At 52.3% G+C, this 16,599-nt stretch carries 20 protein-coding genes, 1 pseudogene and 1 other annotated feature; of the genes and pseudogenes, 4 read left to right on the top strand and 17 right to left on the bottom strand.

Features of this window, described 5'->3' with window-relative positions:
* Nucleotides 1–60: 60 nt before the first annotated feature.
* Nucleotides 61–1,275, top strand: coding sequence for a tyrosine-type recombinase/integrase (locus HRU73_RS07475; protein ID WP_287398303.1), 1,215 nt, complete (start codon nt 61–63; stop codon nt 1,273–1,275).
* Nucleotides 1,276–1,331: 56 nt separating this feature from the next.
* Here the strand turns inward: HRU73_RS07475 and HRU73_RS07470 are convergent, their stop codons facing one another.
* From HRU73_RS07470 to HRU73_RS07460, 3 genes and pseudogenes are all read right to left on the bottom strand, one after another.
* A complete protein-coding gene (locus HRU73_RS07470; protein WP_281870615.1) occupies nt 1,332–2,066 on the bottom strand; it encodes a sulfite exporter TauE/SafE family protein in 735 nt (244 codons plus the stop codon).
* Nucleotides 2,067–2,184: 118 nt separating this feature from the next.
* Complete coding sequence (locus HRU73_RS07465) at nt 2,185–2,958, bottom strand: IS5 family transposase (protein WP_287398302.1); 774 nt, start codon at nt 2,956–2,958, stop codon at nt 2,185–2,187.
* A gap of 278 nt (nt 2,959–3,236) precedes the next feature.
* Nucleotides 3,237–4,473: pseudogene (locus tag HRU73_RS07460) on the bottom strand (IS3 family transposase).
* Nucleotides 4,070–4,186, bottom strand: a sequence feature (AL1L pseudoknot). Its footprint overlaps the pseudogene before it by 117 nt.
* Between HRU73_RS07460 and HRU73_RS07455 the strand changes: the two are divergent.
* Both HRU73_RS07455 and HRU73_RS07450 read left to right on the top strand, forming a co-directional pair.
* Complete coding sequence (locus tag HRU73_RS07455) at nt 4,383–4,796, top strand: TonB-dependent receptor domain-containing protein (protein WP_287398300.1); 414 nt, start codon at nt 4,383–4,385, stop codon at nt 4,794–4,796. The pseudogene HRU73_RS07460 and the gene HRU73_RS07455 overlap by 91 nt on opposite strands.
* Nucleotides 4,780–5,124 carry a TonB-dependent receptor domain-containing protein gene (locus HRU73_RS07450; protein WP_287398298.1) on the top strand — a complete coding sequence of 115 codons (345 nt, stop codon included), beginning with the start codon at nt 4,780–4,782 and terminating at the stop codon, nt 5,122–5,124. Before HRU73_RS07455 ends, HRU73_RS07450 begins: the two co-directional genes overlap by 17 nt.
* 34 nt (nt 5,125–5,158) lie before the next feature.
* Here the strand turns inward: HRU73_RS07450 and HRU73_RS07445 are convergent, their stop codons facing one another.
* The 4 genes from HRU73_RS07445 to dksA form a co-directional block, all read right to left on the bottom strand.
* Nucleotides 5,159–5,392 carry a type II toxin-antitoxin system RelE/ParE family toxin gene (locus HRU73_RS07445; protein ID WP_287398297.1) on the bottom strand — a complete coding sequence of 78 codons (234 nt, stop codon included), beginning with the start codon at nt 5,390–5,392 and terminating at the stop codon, nt 5,159–5,161.
* Complete coding sequence (locus tag HRU73_RS07440) at nt 5,392–5,652, bottom strand: type II toxin-antitoxin system ParD family antitoxin (protein ID WP_287398296.1); 261 nt, start codon at nt 5,650–5,652, stop codon at nt 5,392–5,394. Before HRU73_RS07440 ends, HRU73_RS07445 begins: the two co-directional genes overlap by 1 nt.
* A gap of 99 nt (nt 5,653–5,751) precedes the next feature.
* Nucleotides 5,752–6,165, bottom strand: a complete 414-nt coding sequence (locus HRU73_RS07435; protein ID WP_287398295.1) for a hypothetical protein — start codon at nt 6,163–6,165, stop codon at nt 5,752–5,754.
* 330 nt (nt 6,166–6,495) lie between these two features.
* Nucleotides 6,496–6,921, bottom strand: coding sequence for an RNA polymerase-binding protein DksA (gene dksA / locus HRU73_RS07430; protein WP_011111087.1), 426 nt, complete (start codon nt 6,919–6,921; stop codon nt 6,496–6,498).
* A gap of 271 nt (nt 6,922–7,192) precedes the next feature.
* Here dksA and HRU73_RS07425 point away from each other — a divergent pair, with 271 nt between their 5' ends.
* Entirely contained in the window at nt 7,193–8,125 is a 933-nt protein-coding gene (locus tag HRU73_RS07425; RefSeq protein ID WP_287398294.1) for an alpha/beta fold hydrolase, read from the top strand.
* A gap of 47 nt (nt 8,126–8,172) precedes the next feature.
* Here the strand turns inward: HRU73_RS07425 and HRU73_RS07420 are convergent, their stop codons facing one another.
* The 10 genes from HRU73_RS07420 to fliL all read right to left on the bottom strand — a co-directional run bounded on the left by HRU73_RS07420 (nt 8,173) and on the right by fliL (nt 16,442).
* Nucleotides 8,173–9,609, bottom strand: coding sequence for a DUF4139 domain-containing protein (locus tag HRU73_RS07420; protein WP_287398293.1), 1,437 nt, complete (start codon nt 9,607–9,609; stop codon nt 8,173–8,175).
* 140 nt (nt 9,610–9,749) lie between these two features.
* The gene (locus HRU73_RS07415; protein ID WP_287398292.1) at nt 9,750–11,846 is read right to left on the bottom strand and encodes a coiled-coil domain-containing protein; all 2,097 of its coding nucleotides are present in this window, start codon (nt 11,844–11,846) and stop codon (nt 9,750–9,752) included.
* Between the two features lie 5 nt (nt 11,847–11,851).
* Nucleotides 11,852–11,995 (bottom strand): hypothetical protein, encoded by a 144-nt coding sequence (locus HRU73_RS07410; RefSeq protein WP_281871348.1) that lies wholly within the window; start codon nt 11,993–11,995, stop codon nt 11,852–11,854.
* A 12-nt stretch (nt 11,996–12,007) separates the two neighbouring features.
* Entirely contained in the window at nt 12,008–12,805 is a 798-nt protein-coding gene (fliR, locus tag HRU73_RS07405; protein ID WP_287398291.1) for a flagellar biosynthetic protein FliR, read from the bottom strand.
* 92 nt (nt 12,806–12,897) lie between these two features.
* Entirely contained in the window at nt 12,898–13,173 is a 276-nt protein-coding gene (gene fliQ, locus HRU73_RS07400) for a flagellar biosynthesis protein FliQ (protein WP_287398290.1), read from the bottom strand.
* Between the two features lie 15 nt (nt 13,174–13,188).
* Nucleotides 13,189–13,995 carry a flagellar type III secretion system pore protein FliP gene (gene fliP / locus HRU73_RS07395; RefSeq protein ID WP_287398289.1) on the bottom strand — a complete coding sequence of 269 codons (807 nt, stop codon included), beginning with the start codon at nt 13,993–13,995 and terminating at the stop codon, nt 13,189–13,191.
* Nucleotides 13,985–14,434 (bottom strand): flagellar biosynthetic protein FliO, encoded by a 450-nt coding sequence (fliO, locus tag HRU73_RS07390; RefSeq protein ID WP_276678514.1) that lies wholly within the window; start codon nt 14,432–14,434, stop codon nt 13,985–13,987. Before fliO ends, fliP begins: the two co-directional genes overlap by 11 nt.
* Before the next feature lie 26 nt (nt 14,435–14,460).
* On the bottom strand, nt 14,461–14,934 hold the full coding sequence (gene fliN / locus HRU73_RS07385) for a flagellar motor switch protein FliN (protein WP_287398288.1): 474 nt from the start codon (nt 14,932–14,934) through the stop codon (nt 14,461–14,463).
* A 14-nt stretch (nt 14,935–14,948) separates the two neighbouring features.
* Nucleotides 14,949–15,941 (bottom strand): flagellar motor switch protein FliM, encoded by a 993-nt coding sequence (gene fliM, locus HRU73_RS07380; protein ID WP_011111096.1) that lies wholly within the window; start codon nt 15,939–15,941, stop codon nt 14,949–14,951.
* Between the two features lie 12 nt (nt 15,942–15,953).
* A complete protein-coding gene (gene fliL, locus HRU73_RS07375; protein WP_011111097.1) occupies nt 15,954–16,442 on the bottom strand; it encodes a flagellar basal body-associated protein FliL in 489 nt (162 codons plus the stop codon).
* Nucleotides 16,443–16,599: the final 157 nt, after the last annotated feature.

Here is a 16,599-nt window from a genome sequence, read left to right as displayed (position 1 = left end):
AGCGTTGGGGGTACTCGTGTTCAACCGTGGGGGTACTTTTCCCCGCAGTGGAGTCCAACGATGCCCGAAAATCTACTCACCGACCTCAAGGTCAGGTCGGCCAAATCGACTGATCGAGACTGGAAACTTTCAGACGGCGGGGGCCTGTTCCTGCTGGTCAAGCCCTCCGGCGGCAAGCTCTGGCGGTGGAAGTATCGCCTGCAAGGCAAGGAGAACCTCTTTGCCATTGGAGGCTTTCCTCAAGTAAGCCTTGCGGAGGCACGTGCTACCCGCGAGAAAGCGCGTGCCTTGGTCAAGCAAGGTATCCACCCTGCGCATGAGAGGCAGCAGGTCAAGCAGCGCAACCTGGAAGCACTGGAGGAACGCAAGCGCGCCCGTGAAAACTTATTCGCCAAGGTGGCGCAGGCGTACCTGGCCGAGATCAAGCCAGTCTTTGCGCTCAGTTCCTACCGCACGAAAGAATCCCGCATCAGGAAGTACCTGTCGCCCAAGTTCGACGGCATGCCGATGAGTGACATTGGCGTCAAGCAGATCCGCCCGTTGCTGGAGGAGTGCAAGGCCCACGGCGCGTGGGCGGCCATTCACGTCAAAGGTGATCTGTCGGCCATCTTCGAGTTTGCTGTGGTGCGTGGCCTGATTGAGGCCAACCCGATCCCGAGCCTGCGCGGGCTGCTACGCGTGCCTGCCAGCGAAAGCAAAGCGGCGATGACGCGCGAGCAGATCCAGAAGTTCTACCTGGCCCTGCGGGGCTACAGAGGCTATCCGGAAACTGCACTGTGCCTGTGGTTGATTGCACTGACCGCTTGCCGTCTCGGGGAAGCTGCCAATGCCGAATGGGAAGAGTTCGATTTTGAGGACGCCGTGTGGCGTCGGCCTGCTGCCAAGATGAAAGCGCGGCGTGACCATATCAGCCCACTTTCCACACAGGCAATTGCAGTCCTAAAGGACTTGCAGCGCATCACTGGGGAAGGCCGTTATCTTTTCCCGCACCGCAGCGGCAAAGGCTTTGCCACGCCCAACCGGCTCACCTATGCCATGCGCGATATGAATCTGGGACGGGGAACGACACCGCATTGTTGGCGTACAACGTTCTCGACCTGGGCCAATGAGAACGGATTCAGGCCCGATGCGATTGAGCGACAGCTTGCCCATGTGGAAGGCAACAAAGTTCGTGCAACTTACAATAAAGCGCTCTTACTGGATGCCAGAAAATTAATGCTACAAGCTTGGGGAAACTATTTAGAAGATGCTAATAACGGCAACGCCTCTAAATGATTTGATTCCCTTCACGCCATAGGGCTTGGCCTCCTTAATGCAAATAGAGTATTAATCTACCAAAGAAGATTTAGTCCCGAAACTAGTAATAATACTGAAAGTATAGCGCGCAACCAGCGATCAGATAAAAACCGGCTTCCAATCAGTGCTCCAAGGGATCCGCCAACAGCAACTGCGACGAGCCACCAAGGCAAGGCGCTAGGAATCTGATCCCAATGGATATAAGCGCCCATCAGAGCAGCGGCTGAGTTAATTAGATTGTATACTGCGGTGGTCGCTGCTGTTTGCCTGGGAGTCCCCCAGTTCATTGCGAGGATCACGGGAGCCAAAAATACTCCTCCACCTGTTCCGGTAGTTCCCGAGACGAATCCAATGAGAGCGCCTGTTGCTAGCGCAGCATAAAATGGAGGCGAGGTAGGCGCGCCCACTGCTGCTGGCCTCTTGCTCAGAGCTGACCGGGCCATCTGAAAGGCTGAGAGTACAAGCACTCCCCCTACAATAGGAAAGTAGATATGTTCTGGAAGCTGAATTGCCCCACCAACCAGCGAAAACGGAAACCCCAAAACTGCAAACGGATAAACGCTTCGCCAACTCAAACGGCCAGCCTTAAAAAAATGAAAAGTTCCGATTGCTGCAACTAATAAATTCAAAGAAAGCGCAGTTGTTTTCATGGCCAGAGGCGCGAACCCCAAAAGCGCCATTGCAGCAATATAGCCTGATGCTCCCGCCTGCCCAACCGCCGCATAGATAAAAGCAATAACAAAAAAAGCTATTGCCAACCAGATCAACACTCTAAGCTCATTATTACCCCTGCGAGCCGCACCTTATAAGAGGGCGGCTTGTGGATCCAGACAGCACCTTGACGCGAAAAGCTTTCTTGGTGATTATGCATCTAAGTCTTTTGTGATTCTAGGATCTGTTAACACTAATTAAATAATCTACAATCAGAGCGAAATGGATGAAGAATCGGAAAACTGAATCCAACTTGTCAAAGCGAGAGAAGATTCTTCTGAATCTCTTCAGGCGACGAAACAGCCGTTCCACCTCATTACGCTTTTTGTACATTTCAACGTTGTACTCCCAGGGCGACACACGATTTGCTTTTGGCGGCACCACTGGAATCATCCCCAGATCAAGTACCAACTGTCGGGTTTCATCCCCTTCGTACGCTTTATCCATGATCACGTGAGTGTCAGAGAATCCCTTATTCTCCGGGGTTTTCAGCAATTTTCGCCCTTCTGGCGCATCACCGGCTTTGGCCGGGGATAACGAAAACACTACCGCGGTTCTGGCATCTGCCGCGACCAGATGAATTTTGGTAGTCCAGCCCCTCGTGATTGACCGATAGCTTGAACACCGTTTTTTTAGTGCACCAGTACCATCAGGATGGACTTTGACTATCGTACTATCCAGCGACATGTGATCCACTTCCAGCTGTATCAGCTTGTTTTGCTGGAGTGCGAGGAAAACCCGATCCAGGACGCCATTCTTGGCCCAACGGTTGGCGCGCGTGTAAATGCTGTGCCAATTGCCGAATTTCACAGGCAGACCACGCCACTTACAGCCGTGCTCTGCAACATACAAAATCGCGTTGAGCACTTCCAAATTCGAGAGTGTGACGTTACCCCGTTGTATCGGCAGTAGATTTTCAATAAGCTTGAATTGCAATGCAGATATTTCCATTCGGTAATTTTAATACAAATAGTGTTAACAGGCCCTAGTATCATTACTTACCGCTGGCCGGCTTGCGTTATTTGCCAAGATAAACAGCGCTGATTTGTGTTCTTTCATGACCCAGCTCACGACTGATGGTTTGCCTTGCTTCAACGTCCAATACATGCTGCGCAGCAGTCAGGTCTTTGGCACAAGGCCCACCCACCGCAGGTGCTTTCCACCCTGTCAAAGCCTCATATCGGCTCTGCGCCTCCTGAACCGTCCCGACAATCGAGGAGGCTATTTGGTTAAAGTAAAATATCCATCAATGTCTTATTATCCTGGGTTTGTCGGTAGTTTTCTTCAGCCTGAGCTGGAGGAATATACCCGATAGATCCAAGCAGGCGTTGATGGTTATACCAGGCAACCCATTCCAAAGTTGCCAGCTCCACAGCAGCCCTGGTTTTCCAGGGAGCTCTCCTGTGTATCAGTTCAGCCTTGTACAGGCCATTGATCGTTTCAGCCAGCGCATTATCGTAACTGTCACCGCGACTGCCGACAGACGGTTCAATACCGGCTTGTGCCAGACGTTCGGTATAACGGATCGACACGTATTGCGATCCTCTGTCGGAATGATGAATCAGGGTATCAGCAGGACGGCGATCATACAAGGCCTGCTCCAGCGCATCAAGCACAAAATCCGTACTCATGGTGCTGCTGACACGCCAGCCAACGATGCGGCGGGCAAATACATCGATAACAAAAGCCACGTACAACCAGCCCTGCCAGTTGATACATAGGTGAAGTCCGAGACCCACAGCTGATTGGGCCGATTGGCATGAAACATCCGGTTGACGAGATCGCGCGGGCAAGTCGCGTTCTGCCGGACAACAGTGGTGCGAATGATTTTGCCCCGTCGGGCACCTTGTAAACCCAGCTGGCGCATCAGACGTTCAACCGTACAACGCGCCACAGTCACACCTTCACGTTGCAATTGATACCAGATCTTGCGTGCACCATAGACTTGCATATTGGCCTGCCAGACACGCCGGATATCAGCCATCAACAACTCATCTCTGCGAGCCCGCGCACTGCGTAATTGTGGATAGCGCTGGCGGGCAGCATGGCGCCAGTACGCTGAAGGGGCAACCTGCAACACCTTGCAGACTGGCTCGACCCCATAGATACTCCGATACTGATCAATGTAAGCGTTTACTTCTTCAGAACGCGGTCGAGCTCCGCCTGGGCGAAAAAAGCACTGGCTGTTTTCAATATCTCATTGGCTCGGCGCAGTTCCCTGTTCTCACGCTCCAACGCCTTGAGGCGATCACGTTCACTGCTTGTCAGACCTTCGCGTGCGCCATTGTTAATTTTGCTACGTTTAACCCATTCCAGCAACGTGGAGGGCACACAGCCAATCTTGGGTGCAATTGATTCAACCGCCGCCCACAGCGATGGATACTCGCCGCGATGCTCCTGTACCAAACGAACAGATCGTTCACGAACTTCAGGGGAAAACTTGTTTTGCTTGTTTTGTTTATTCATGGCTCCATTCTCTCAAAAGTTGGAGCCTCCTCAAAACCCGGGGCGATTCAAATCGTGGAGAAGTACTTCCTCCGTTAGTCAGTAAACAATATGAAGTCGGTGCAAAATATGACATTAACCCCAACCTGTTGCTGAGCACTGCACTGTTCCGGATTGAAAAAGCCAATCAGTATTCAGATCTTGCAACTCCCATCCCGAGTTATGTCCAGGATGGTCTACAGGTACATAACGGGGTGGAATTGGTCTTGACCGGGAAAGTAACCGACAATCTGACCATCATGGGGGGGCACTCTAATGGATATCAGTGTGGAAAAATCCAATAATCCCACTATGGAAGGCAAAAAACCAACCAATGCCGCTTCCAGAATGGGCAAGATTTATGCGGAATACGCGCTTCCCTGGATTCCAGGGCTGAGCCTGACCGGAGGTATTTACTATACCGGTGAGAAATATGCTGATATATCCAATACCGACAAGATTCCCAGTTATACCCTGTATGACATTGGCGCACGATATACCACTCGTGTACTAGATAAAGCACTGACGGTACGTCTGAATGTCTTCAATCTGACCGGTAAGAACTATTGGCAAAACGCTAATTATTTAGGTGTACCGAGAACTGTTGCATTTTCTGTCAGTACGATGTTTTAGCAAAACGCTGATTTTTCCCGCCATCCGGATTGCTTCATCCCCGCAGGATTCGAAATGACAGCGTTTCGTTTATCTTTCCTGGATCCTTGATCATTCCCACGCGAAGCGTGGGAATGCCGCCCGCCGTGCAGGATGCAAACATGATGCGCTGACATTGTGCGCGCAACTCGCGCACGAAGCTTAAGGCACGCGTGGGGTTGTCAGCAGCGATATAATCAGCAATGGCTTCGAGGTCTTGCTCGGCCAGCGGAGTAAAGGCCAGACGCATCAACGTTCAACTTGCGCAGCGTACTTGGCCTCGAGGCGGTCGAACACTGCCTCGGCAGATTTGGCAGGACTGCTGGCCCGGCCTGCTGCGATTTCTGCACGCAGGGCATCAAGCTCAAGCTGTTCACGCTCCTCCAGCAGACGCAACCCCGCTCGCACCACTTCGCTTACCGAGCTATAACGCCCGGTTTCAACCTGATGTGCCAGAAATTTCTCAAAATGCTCACCCAACGTCACGCTGGTATTTTTTTGTGCAGACATAGTCGTCGCCTGAAGAGTTTCAGAAGAATCTTCTCTCGCTTTGACAAGTTGGATGTAGTTTTCCGATTCTTCATCCATTTCGCTCTGATTGTAGATTATTTAATTAGTGTTAACAGGACCTAACACCATGTTTTGTATCTCCTGTAAATCCTGAGCTTCATCAAATCTGACTTTTGGCATTCTGCCAGGCAGAAATATCCGTTTCAACCAGATGGTAAACGTCCGTCGCAACCCACTCTGTTCCGGTGATTGCAACCAGATAATCAGTGCCTGCAGTATTTGTTGGACATCTTCCGGGGTACGACTGTTCTCCAGCCGGAATAGTGCTGCCGTCAGATTACGCAGGGTGGCCAGTTCATGATCATGATAGCTGCCTTCATCCAGCAGCAGGTAGACATACAGCCAGTCTTTCCCCCAGCGTATACGCCAGATGATGTCGTCGTGCCGTTCACGCAGATCGGCCACCATCTCGGCGTGGGAGAACAATGCTTTATAATCGTGATCGTAATCCATCGGGGAAGTGTAACAGAGCCTGTGCCTGCCCGCGCGGACAGGTGTTAGCGGCATGTGAATGTAATGAAGCAGGAGGCAATCCACATTTTCTATGTAAACATCCGAGCTCGAAGAAAAAGAAGCCCGGATAACCCCAACCGTGCACTATTGCGGCTGGAGGGTGGCCGACGAAACTGACCCCGGTCGTCTTTGCGCAACCGGTACGGATGGGTGGATTGATCCCTTCGCCGGCTGCTGGAAAAAAACTAAGGAAATGAGAGTATTTGATCTGGATTCCGGCGTTCTGCCGGAATCAGGTGGTGACTGTTTGCTGTGCAGATTACCCGGCAGTTATTTCGCCATTTGCCTTTCCCGGATTTCGTCCAGTGTTTTGCAGTCGATGCAGAGTGATGCGGTTGGTCTTGCTTCCAGCCGTTTCAGGCCAATTTCGATACCGCATTTCTCGCAATAGCCATATTCCCCTGAGTCGATTTTGGTGAAAATCTCGTCAATTTTCTTGATCAGTTTACGCTCGCGGTCGCGACTGCGCAGTTCCAGTGCCATATCGGATTCTTGCGTAGCCCGATCAGCCGGGTCAGCGAAAATGGTGGATTCTTCCTGCATGACATGGACGGCGCGATCGATTTCCATGCTGAGTTCGGCCCGTTGGTATTCCAGTATTTTCCGGAAATGTGCCAATTGCTCCGGGCTCATGTATTCCTCGCCTGCTTTGGGCTCATAAGGGGGAATGGTGCGTGATTCCAGTTGTTTACCCATTCGTTGCATACTCCTTCTGGTTGTTCACCTTGTAAGTTGAGGAAAAATAAACCTGTCATCAATACCAGAAAGCATCATGGATGGCAAGTAAACGGCTGAAGAATGAGTGAAAACCTTATCAGATATATTGGTAATGCTGTGATTCGTAGATATGTTTTGTAAGTGTATTTGTATTCGATGGATCGAGCTGTATAAACTGCAGTAGCATTCATGCAGTTACAGCCTGACAATCCCTGCGGATACGATTTCACTCAGTTCTGAAAAAGGTGCTATGAAGAATTCTGCTGCTATAGCGTGGAAGTTTCTGTCTGTTCCGGCGCAACCCGGAAAAATGAAATCCGGGCGTGGCTGGCGTCAGCTTGCGTATACAGATTGGGGAAATCCGAAAAATGAACATGTGGTGGTGTGTGCCCATGGCCTGACACGCAATTGCAGGGATTTCGATTTTCTTGCGGCAGCGCTGGAACAGGATTTCAGAGTGATTTGTGTCGATATGGCAGGGCGGGGGCGCAGCGACTGGCTGAAAGAGGCTGAGGATTATAATTCGGCGGCAACTTATGTGTCGGATATGGAGCATGTGCTCGAACATGTTTACCGGCAGAATGACAGCGACAGCTTCCGGATTTACTGGGTAGGGGTATCGATGGGTGGATTGATCGGCATGCTGCTCGCTGCCCGCCAGCGTCCCGCGGTATCTTACCGATTCAGAACGCTGGTGATGAGTGATATCGGCCCGCATGTCCCTTCCGGGATATTGAGTCTGTTTGCGGCCACGATTGGCAAGGATCCCCGTTTCCGGAGTCTGAGTGAGCTGGAATCCCACATGCGCGCTACTGCCTTGCCTTATAGTCCGTTGACAGATACACAATGGCATCATTTGGCACTGTACAGTGCGCGCGAATATGAGGATGGCACGATTGGCTACCGTTACGATCCGGCGATTTCATCCGGTTTCAGGCCGGATCGTATCAAGGATATCGATTTGTGGGCCTACTGGAACAGGCTCGATCTTCCAGTGTTGGTGCTGCGGGGAGAGAAATCAGGCGTATTGACGCCTGAAACAGCGGGTGAAATGCAATTACATCGGTCCAATGTGCAGATTACCGAACTGGCGGGTATCGGGCATGCGCCCATGCTGATGGATGCGGATCAGATCAATCTGGTCAGAGATTATCTGCTGAAAATCAGAAACCGGACAGAATGAGGATTGTCCGGTTAGTGTCCTGATCTCTGCAGATAGAAACGGTTTTCTCAGTGTTTGATTCGAACCCGGTAACTGAGGATAGTTTTCTGGTTGGTGGGAACTTTGACCAGCCACTCGACCAGATTGGCAGAAGATTTTGTGTGTGGCTGGGATTCTGAAATCATCATCCAGTCACCCGGGATGGGCTCCTGTACGCGAATCGTGACAGCTTCCTGACGAGCATTATGGATTTCGATCTGGTGAGCCGTTTCGGTAAAACGGCGAGAAGGGGTATCCAGTTGCTGAAAGTCGGTTTGAGTCCGCATGGCCGTAATATCGGTAGCCTTGCCCAGTTTTACGCGAACCTCTTCGTTTTTTGCAGTATGGTCGATGTGATCTTCACCTAAAAACTGGAGATTATCGCGAGAGTCATTCTGGTAGACGCGTATGGTTCCCCTGGGTAACGGCACACCCAATCCTTCTCCTTCGTTCTTGAACTGGATCAGTACTACTGGCTTCAGCTTGTCATCGAGATTGGAATATCTGCTGAAATAATAGGCATTCGTGCCGCGCAACAGAAACTCCTGACTGACCGGAATATCCGTTACCGGCATCAGTGTGATCTGCTTGCTCTGATTCTCTGCCAGTGTAGTGGGAACGGGCAGGGAGTAAAGATGATATTCGGATAATGATTCCTCTCTGACTGCCTGATATTCAGCCGCATCAGCTACCATGGCCATCATTTTTCTTGCCTGGGGTGGCTCGGGAGTAACCTGATTGACCTCTCCGGAAACCAGCTGCAAATGAGCATCAGGGTAGGCAATACCACTATGATTGGCCAGCGTGACCAGTCCGCTGAGATCGAGCCGGCCGTCGTTGGCATCGAGCCGGGCGACGTAATCAGCCTGCCAGGAAAGCCCGGAAGTCAGGTAGGATAATTCGAGTTCATGTTTGCCTGGAGTGGCACCATCCAGTACCAGTGAAAGAGTGGGGTGATCGTGCAGGCTGCCGGGAACATCGGGGAAGGCGATTCGTCCCGGCGTACCGGTTTCGATCCGATCCTTGAATTTCAGCACGACACCCCCGCTGATAGAAAGTACGGTGGCAGCTTCCACGGTTTCTGCACCGGTGGCAGGATTGACGTAAATGACATTGACACTGCGCCCCAGATATTTTTCCAGCAGTTTTTCCGGGGTGAGCAGGTCAAAATCGAAATTCTGTTCCACCATCCGGATCGAGGAAGTTTTTTCCGGTGTGCGCAACAGTGCTGTTTCCGGGCGTATTTGGGCAGAAACGTCACACCAGGCCAGTTTGTTTATTCCTTTTTCCAGTGGAACGTGACGCAGATCCCTGATCAGGGCCAGATTTTCGTTGTAAATGGTGATGCTGACCTGTTGCTGATCCTGAAGCTGGGTGGTCTTTTCTTCTATGTGCATGGCAAACCCTTTGACACTGGCAGTTGCCAGTATCAGGGGCAATAAGGTCTTACACAAGGTTCTCAGCACGCTTGTTCCCCTCTGATTTTTTGTATTGTTATTAGCCTGATTCTGAAAGACTGCAGATCGGCATATTGCGTACCTTGCTGCCGTTCTGACCGTTTGAGGCATGTTGCTTATTTTATCTCAAGTTGAAATGAGTAGACCGATTATTCTATTTCAGCAGTTTCTGATTTATCCGGTAATACTTCAGTGTCATTGGATTCGATCGAGTTGCCGGAGGCACCTGACTGAACCGGATCGTTCAGCATGCCGGATTCCGGTTGATTGGCTGAATCGTCGGATCCATCGAGCGCACCAGATGTTTCTGCTGCCATGCGTTCTTCCGTAGCTGCGAGCAGGGCTTCACCGTCATCAGAGGAATGAGTATCGCCTTGTTCTTTATCATGCATGACGGTATCAGACGGGATTTCCTCATCAAAACAATCCTGAATCATTTTGGTTGTTTCAATTTCCTCCCGAATTTTCCGGGATGCCTGTGCAATTGCAGCTTCGTCGGTTCGGATACGGGCCAGTGCTGCTTCTACAGCCATCGCTTCGACGGCTTCCCGGGCAATGGCACGTTCAACGGCCAGTGCATCCTGCTCTATACGTTCCTGTATTGCCTTCAGCGCTGAAGATTCGAGCTTGATTTTATGCAACACGGTTGCCGCAGCGGTTTCAGCAGCCTTGAGTCTTTCTTCCGTTTTTGCCATGGCGATAACCTGGTTCTGGGCAATGCGGGTCGAAAGTTCGGTCAGTTTCTGTTCCATTTCTATACGTGCAGCAGCAGCGGATTTGGCTTGCTGTACGGCCTCGGCCTGTTTTCTCTTGTTTTCGATCAGGCGTGCTTCAGTTTCTGCCAGTTCATTGGCTTCTTTCTCGACCTGCCTGTCCAGAGCAATGCGTTTTTCAGCCAGTTCTGCCGCGTGTGTTTCTGCTGTAATTTTATCTTCTGCTGTTTTTCTGGCGACTGCTTCCGCGGCTGCGCGGGCACGTGCTCGCCGGATGGCGGTTTCCTGGGCCTGTATACGTTCCTTGATCGTATCGGTAACTGCCTGATCGGTTTGTGCCTTTTCGTTGAAAATGGCTGTTTCCTGTTCTTTTGCCTGCATGCGGGCTTCAGCCGCAGCGCATGCCTCGTTTTCCGCAAGAGTGTGTGCGCGTGTTTTCTCCAGCAGTAGCGTATCTGCCCGGGAACGTTCCAGAGCAGCGTTGGCTGCTTCTTGTTCAGCCAGGGCAACTTGCTCTGCCATGGCGCGGGCTTTCCGTTCTGCTTCGATTCGGGTGCGCTGGGCGGTGGCGGCTTCCAGTTCGGCTGCAGCACGTGCTTCCGCCTCCGATTTTGCGGTCAGATCGAGATCGCGACGGGATTGGGCAGCTTCGATCGCTTTCTTCTCAGCATCGAGCCGGGATTGTTCCGCTTCTCGCGCACTGATTTCACCCTGTAATTTTTGCTGGGCTTTCGATGTCAGATCAGCCTCGGCTTCGGTGCGCAGCCGGATTTCTTCGATCGCCTGACGCTCAGCCTCGGCTTTGGCATTGGCCAGTGCAATATTTTTCTCATCCTCTTCGATTCTTGCACGGGCGAGTGCAGTTGCTTCTGCTTCGGCTGCAGAAGCTGCAAGCGCTATTTTCAGCGCTTCTTCGTGGGTTCTTCGTCTGGCGATGGCCGCCTCGATGGCTCTTTGCTCTGCCAGTTCTCTTTCCCGGGATTTTTCCAAGGCAAGCGCTTCTTCCTGTAAACGTCGCCGTGCTTTTTCGGTGGTGGCGGCTTCTGCCTGCACTTTGGCACGCAGTGCGGTAACCGTTTCTTTTTCTGCTCTCAGGCCATCCTCGACAGTCTGACGCAGTCTCGCTTCCAGCTCCTGGCGTGCATGGGCTTCATGCGCAGCCAGTGCTTCTGCCCGGGCGCGTGCCCTGGCTTCTTCCGTTGCAGCGGTCTCGGCCTTGATGCGTGCTTCGGCTGCCAGTCTGGCACTGGCCTCCACTCGGGCACGCGCTTCTGCCGTGACACGTGCCCGAGCTTCGGTCTCAATCCGGCTTTTGGCTTCCCGGATCGCGAGATTCTCGGCTTCCAGCCGTGAGGCATTGCTGTCATCGGCAGGGGCATCATACTCTTCCTGTGCCGGAGTATCGTTCGTGGTCAGCAGGGTGTCGTCGGATGCGGTTTTACCGGTATAAAGGGGGACTACATTGGATTCAGCTTCATTTTCTGACTGGGGGCTAATATTCAGAATCGACCTGAGATGAGATTTGAATAGCATGGTGGTTACCGTTTTCTCAAGAAAAATATGCGAGTGCCGCTTACCTTATCAATCACCGGAAGATTGCGATCGGCCAAAAAAAGGGTAAAAAATCCGGTTAATCCAAAGAATGCCAAAATGTTCGATGAGGCCGGATCGGGAATGGCCATTCCGACTCATTTTCAGGGTATTCCAGCCACGCTGGCTTTGCTGGAGAGTGAACGCATGACCGAGAAATTCTCCTGAAACAGTTGATTGAGCAGAGGGGTGAAATAGGGCAATGCCCATGACATGACCAGCAGACCGATTCCCAGCGTCAGTGGAAATCCGACGGCAAAAATGTTCAGTTGGGGAGCGGCGCGTGTCAGGATACCCAGCGCAAGGTTGGTGATCAGCAGAGCTGTCAGGACAGGTAAGGACAGATGTAATCCCAGCATGAAAATTTTGATTCCCCAATTGACGAGTGCCGTGAATGAAGTGGTACTCATTCCCTCGGCCCCGATGGGCAGCGTGGTGAAACTGTGTGCAAGAATGGCGATGACCTGCAAATGCCCGTCGATGGCCAGAAACGTGAGAGTGGCCAGCAACCCGTAGAAGCGGCCAACCAGCTGGACCTGTCCGGATTGCTGGGGATCGAAGAAAGTGGCAAAACCAAGGCCCATCTGCAATCCTGTGATTTCACCTGCCATTTCGACTGCAGTAAAAACGATGCGCATGGAAAAACCCATGGCCAGTCCGATGATGATCTGCTGCATCAGAACGATGAGACCAACACCGGAACCCGGATCGATCTGAGGCAGCGGGGGCAGCAGCGGTGCAATCAGAATAGCCAGCAGTACAGCCAGCCCCAGTTTCGTCTGAGTCGGAATCGAGCTGCTGCCCAGCAGTGGTGTGCTCGCCAGGAGTGCGAGGATTCTGGCCAGCGGCCAGATCAGGGTGGACAGCCAACTGTTCAGTTGTTCGGTCGTGATGCTGAACATGGGTCGATGGCCTGGGCTAGATACGATGTATCAGGCTGCAGAAAAGCGTGAAGGATGCAGCATAAAATGGAAATGTCAGCACGTTTCGCCCGTCAGCCACTGCTGATGATCCAGGGAATGCTGGTATAAAGCCGGGTGATGTAATCGAGCATGATCTGCAATATCCAGGGTCCGGCCAGCGTCAGCGTGATGAATATGGCCAGCAGTTTCGGAATGAACGACAACGTCATCTCATTGATCTGTGTGGCAGCCTGAAAAATACTGATGACCAGACCCGTTACCAGCGCCGCCAGTAATAAGGGGGCTGCGATCGTGAATGTGACCTCCAGTGCCTGCCGGCCGATAGTCATTGCCTGTTCCGGGTTCATGGGGCGATCTCCTCGTCAGACGTAGAAACTCTGGGTGAGCGAACCGATCAGCAGATTCCAGCCATCGACCAGCACGAACAGCATCAGCTTGAACGGCAGCGAAATGATCATGGGTGACAGCATCATCATCCCCATGGCCATCAGCGTGCTGGCAACGACCATATCGATGATCAGAAAGGGGATGAATACGACAAATCCGATCTGGAAGGCGGTTTTCAACTCACTGGTAATATAGGCAGGCACCAGGATTTTCATCGGTACCTGATCCGGGCTTTCGATTTCTCCGTTTTCGGCAATCCGGGCAAACAGGGCGATATCTGCTTCGCGCGTCTGGCGCAGCATGAAGGATTTGAGCGGATCTCCCGCCTTTTCCATCGCTTCGACGATGCTGATTTTATCTTCCGAGAACGGCAGGTACGCTTCCGTATAAACCTTGTCGATGACCGGCGACATGATGAAGAAAGACAGGAACAGTGCCAGGCCGAGCAGTACCTGATTGGGCGGGGAGGATTGTGTGCCCATCGCCTGGCGCAACAGTGACAGAACGATGATGATACGGGTGAAGCTGGACATCATCAGGACGACGGCTGGCAGAAACGTCAGCGAAGTCAGCAGCAGCAGAGTCTGCAGGCTGAGGGTATAGGTAGCGCCCCCTCCCGCTGCAGGGGTGCTGGTAACGGCAGGAAATCCTGTTTTCTGAGCCAGCACCGGGCCGGCAACGCCGATTCCCGCAACCAGCAACAGGATGCCGCAATTGATGGAGCGTTTGGGCAGACTGTGCCGGAAGCTGGTTTTGGGATGGGCTGGTAATTTATCGTTCATGACCTTGTTCCAGATGAGCCTGCAACTTTTCCGTAAAACGGCTGGCGGGAGGTGGTTCGGCGGTTTCACCGGCAGGCAGAGTGTTTTTGTCCATCTGATGCAGCAGGTTGACCTGGCCCGGTGCAACGCCCAGTACCAGCCAGGTATCGCCGATTTCGGCCAGCACGATCCTTTCTCTCTGGCCGACACTGGCAGAGGAAATGACTTTCAGCAGACCTGTCCGGTTGGCAGGATGAAAGCCGATTTTCTTGAACAGCCAGGCAATCAGTGCGATGAATGCCAGTACCATGAGCAACCCGGCTGACAGTTGCAGCATGCTCTCGGTGGAAATGATCGGAGGCGGCGGGGTAAAGCCCTGATTTCCTGCAGGTTCGGCAAGCAACTGCTGTGGCAGCCACAGCCACAGTGCTGCACCAGCGCGGATACGTATGGGTTGCATGGATTTGGCGATCGGCCCGGTATCAATCAGCGGTTGAGTTTGCGTATGCGTTCACTGGGGGTGATGATGTCAGTCAGGCGGATACCGAACTTTTCATTGACGACCACCACTTCTCCCTGAGCAATCAGACAGCCATTGACCAGCACATCCATCGGCTCCCCGGCCATACCATTCAGCTCCACTACGGAACCTTGTGCCAGTTGCAGCAGATTTTTGATAGCGATCCGGGTGCGGCCCAGCTCGACAGTCAGTTGCACCGGAATGTCCAGAATCATGTCGATATCGTTGCGGGTATCGTTCAGCACGTCATTCCTGGAGAACTGCTCGAAAACGGGGGAGGGTTTCGTCAGGCTGTCACTCGCCAGATGGGCTGATGAGGGAGGTGGCGATCCATTGTCATCATCGGTTGTCGGCTGAGCATCAGCAGCCTGCTGTTCCGCCATGGCTGCGGCCCAGTCATCCTGTTCGGTTTGCGGTTCGGTTACGGTGGATTCATTCATCTTCTGCTCCGGTATCAGTCGGTTTCGTTGGGAGATCGTACAGTTTTGACTTTGAGCGCATAGTGGCCGTTGAGGATGCCGTAATGACAATCCATGATCGGTACGTTGTTTGCTATTGCCACCACGGTATCGGGAATATCGAGCGCGATGACATCGCCTTCCTGCATGTTGAGAATCTGGTGTAACGTTACCTGGGTCTGGCCCAGATTGGCGATGATTTCTATTTCCGCTCCCTGTACTTGCCTGGTCAGTGATTTGATCCAGTTTTTGTCAACTTCCGCACGATCTTCCTGCATGCTGTTGTTGAGCAGGTCGCGTATCGGCTCCAGCATGGTGTAGGGGATGCAGGTATAGAATTCCCCGCGATTGCCACCCAGGTTGAGCTCGAAGGCGCTGGCGACGACAATGTCGGTCGGGGTGACGATATTGGCGAATTGCGGATTCATTTCCGCCCGGATATATTCAAATTTGACCGGATAGACAGACTGCCATGCCTTTTCGTAGTGTTCGAACAGAACATCCAGCAGGCGCCGGATGATGCCCTGTTCGGTCAGGGTGAACTCACGTCCCTCCACTCTGGTATGGAAACGGCCATCTCCACCGAACATGTTGTCCACAATCAGGAATATCAGGTTGGGATCGATGGTGAACAGCGCGGTACCGCGCAACGGTTTCATGCTGACCAGGTTGATATTCGCCGGGACGACCAGTGAACGGGTGAATTCGCTGTATTTGATGGTTTTGATCGAACCGGCGGAAATATCCACCCCCCGGCGCAGAAAATTGTAGAGCCCGATCTGCAGTGAATTGGCGAATCGTGCATTGATGATTTCCAGGGCGGGCATGCGTCCGCGCACGATCCGCTCCTGGGTGGCCATGTTGTAGGGGCGAACACCGCCCGGATAGGAGACCTCGTTTTCTTTCTGGGCAGTTTGCTGATGCTTGCTGCCATTCTCAAAGTTCAGCAGCGCATCAACTTCATCCTGGGTAAGAAAATTCTCGGCCATGGCGCGCAGAGTTTACTGAATGATGAACGAGGTGAACAAAACATCCAGAATGTCATCCTCCAGCTCTTCAGAATCGATCTTTGATCTGACTGCCTGAATGATATCCTCGCTGAGTTTCTGTTTGCCCTCCAGCGTGTTGATCTCGGAGGGCTTCTTGCTGGATAGCAGCAGCAGGATCTGATTGCGGACTTCAGGTTTCTTGTCTTCGATGATCTTGACCGCGTCCGATTCGTTTACTTTGAGGGACAGTTCTACCTGCAGATAGTGTGGTTCCCTGTCATCTGATTGCAGATTGACAGTAAAGCTTTCGAGCTTGATGAAGGTCGTCGGTTTCTTTTTCTTCTTTTTCTCGACCGTGACTTCTGATCCCTCTTCCTGCTGTTGTTTCATGTAATACCAGGTACCGCCGATTCCTGCGCCGACGGACAGCACTCCGATCAGAACAAACAGAATCATCTTCTTTTTATTGCCCGTGCCGGCCGGTAGAGTCGCTTCGCTCATGATTTCTCCTGCGTGGATAGTGATACGGGCGAATTATGGGTAATACGCGGAAATTTCGATCATCTGAACAATCGCCTAATCTCCGGCTATTTCCACACGCTGCACGGAAAGGGGTTTCCTATGTCGCCAGGTTATCTGGTGCGAGTGAGTTGGAAGA

The sequence above is a fragment of the Nitrosomonas sp. H1_AOB3 genome, from assembly GCF_015709435.1.
Classification (GTDB): Bacteria; Pseudomonadota; Gammaproteobacteria; order Burkholderiales; family Nitrosomonadaceae; genus Nitrosomonas; species Nitrosomonas europaea.
The sequence above is the reverse complement of the archived record's forward strand: the minus strand, read 5'-3'. Positions and strand labels throughout refer to the sequence as shown.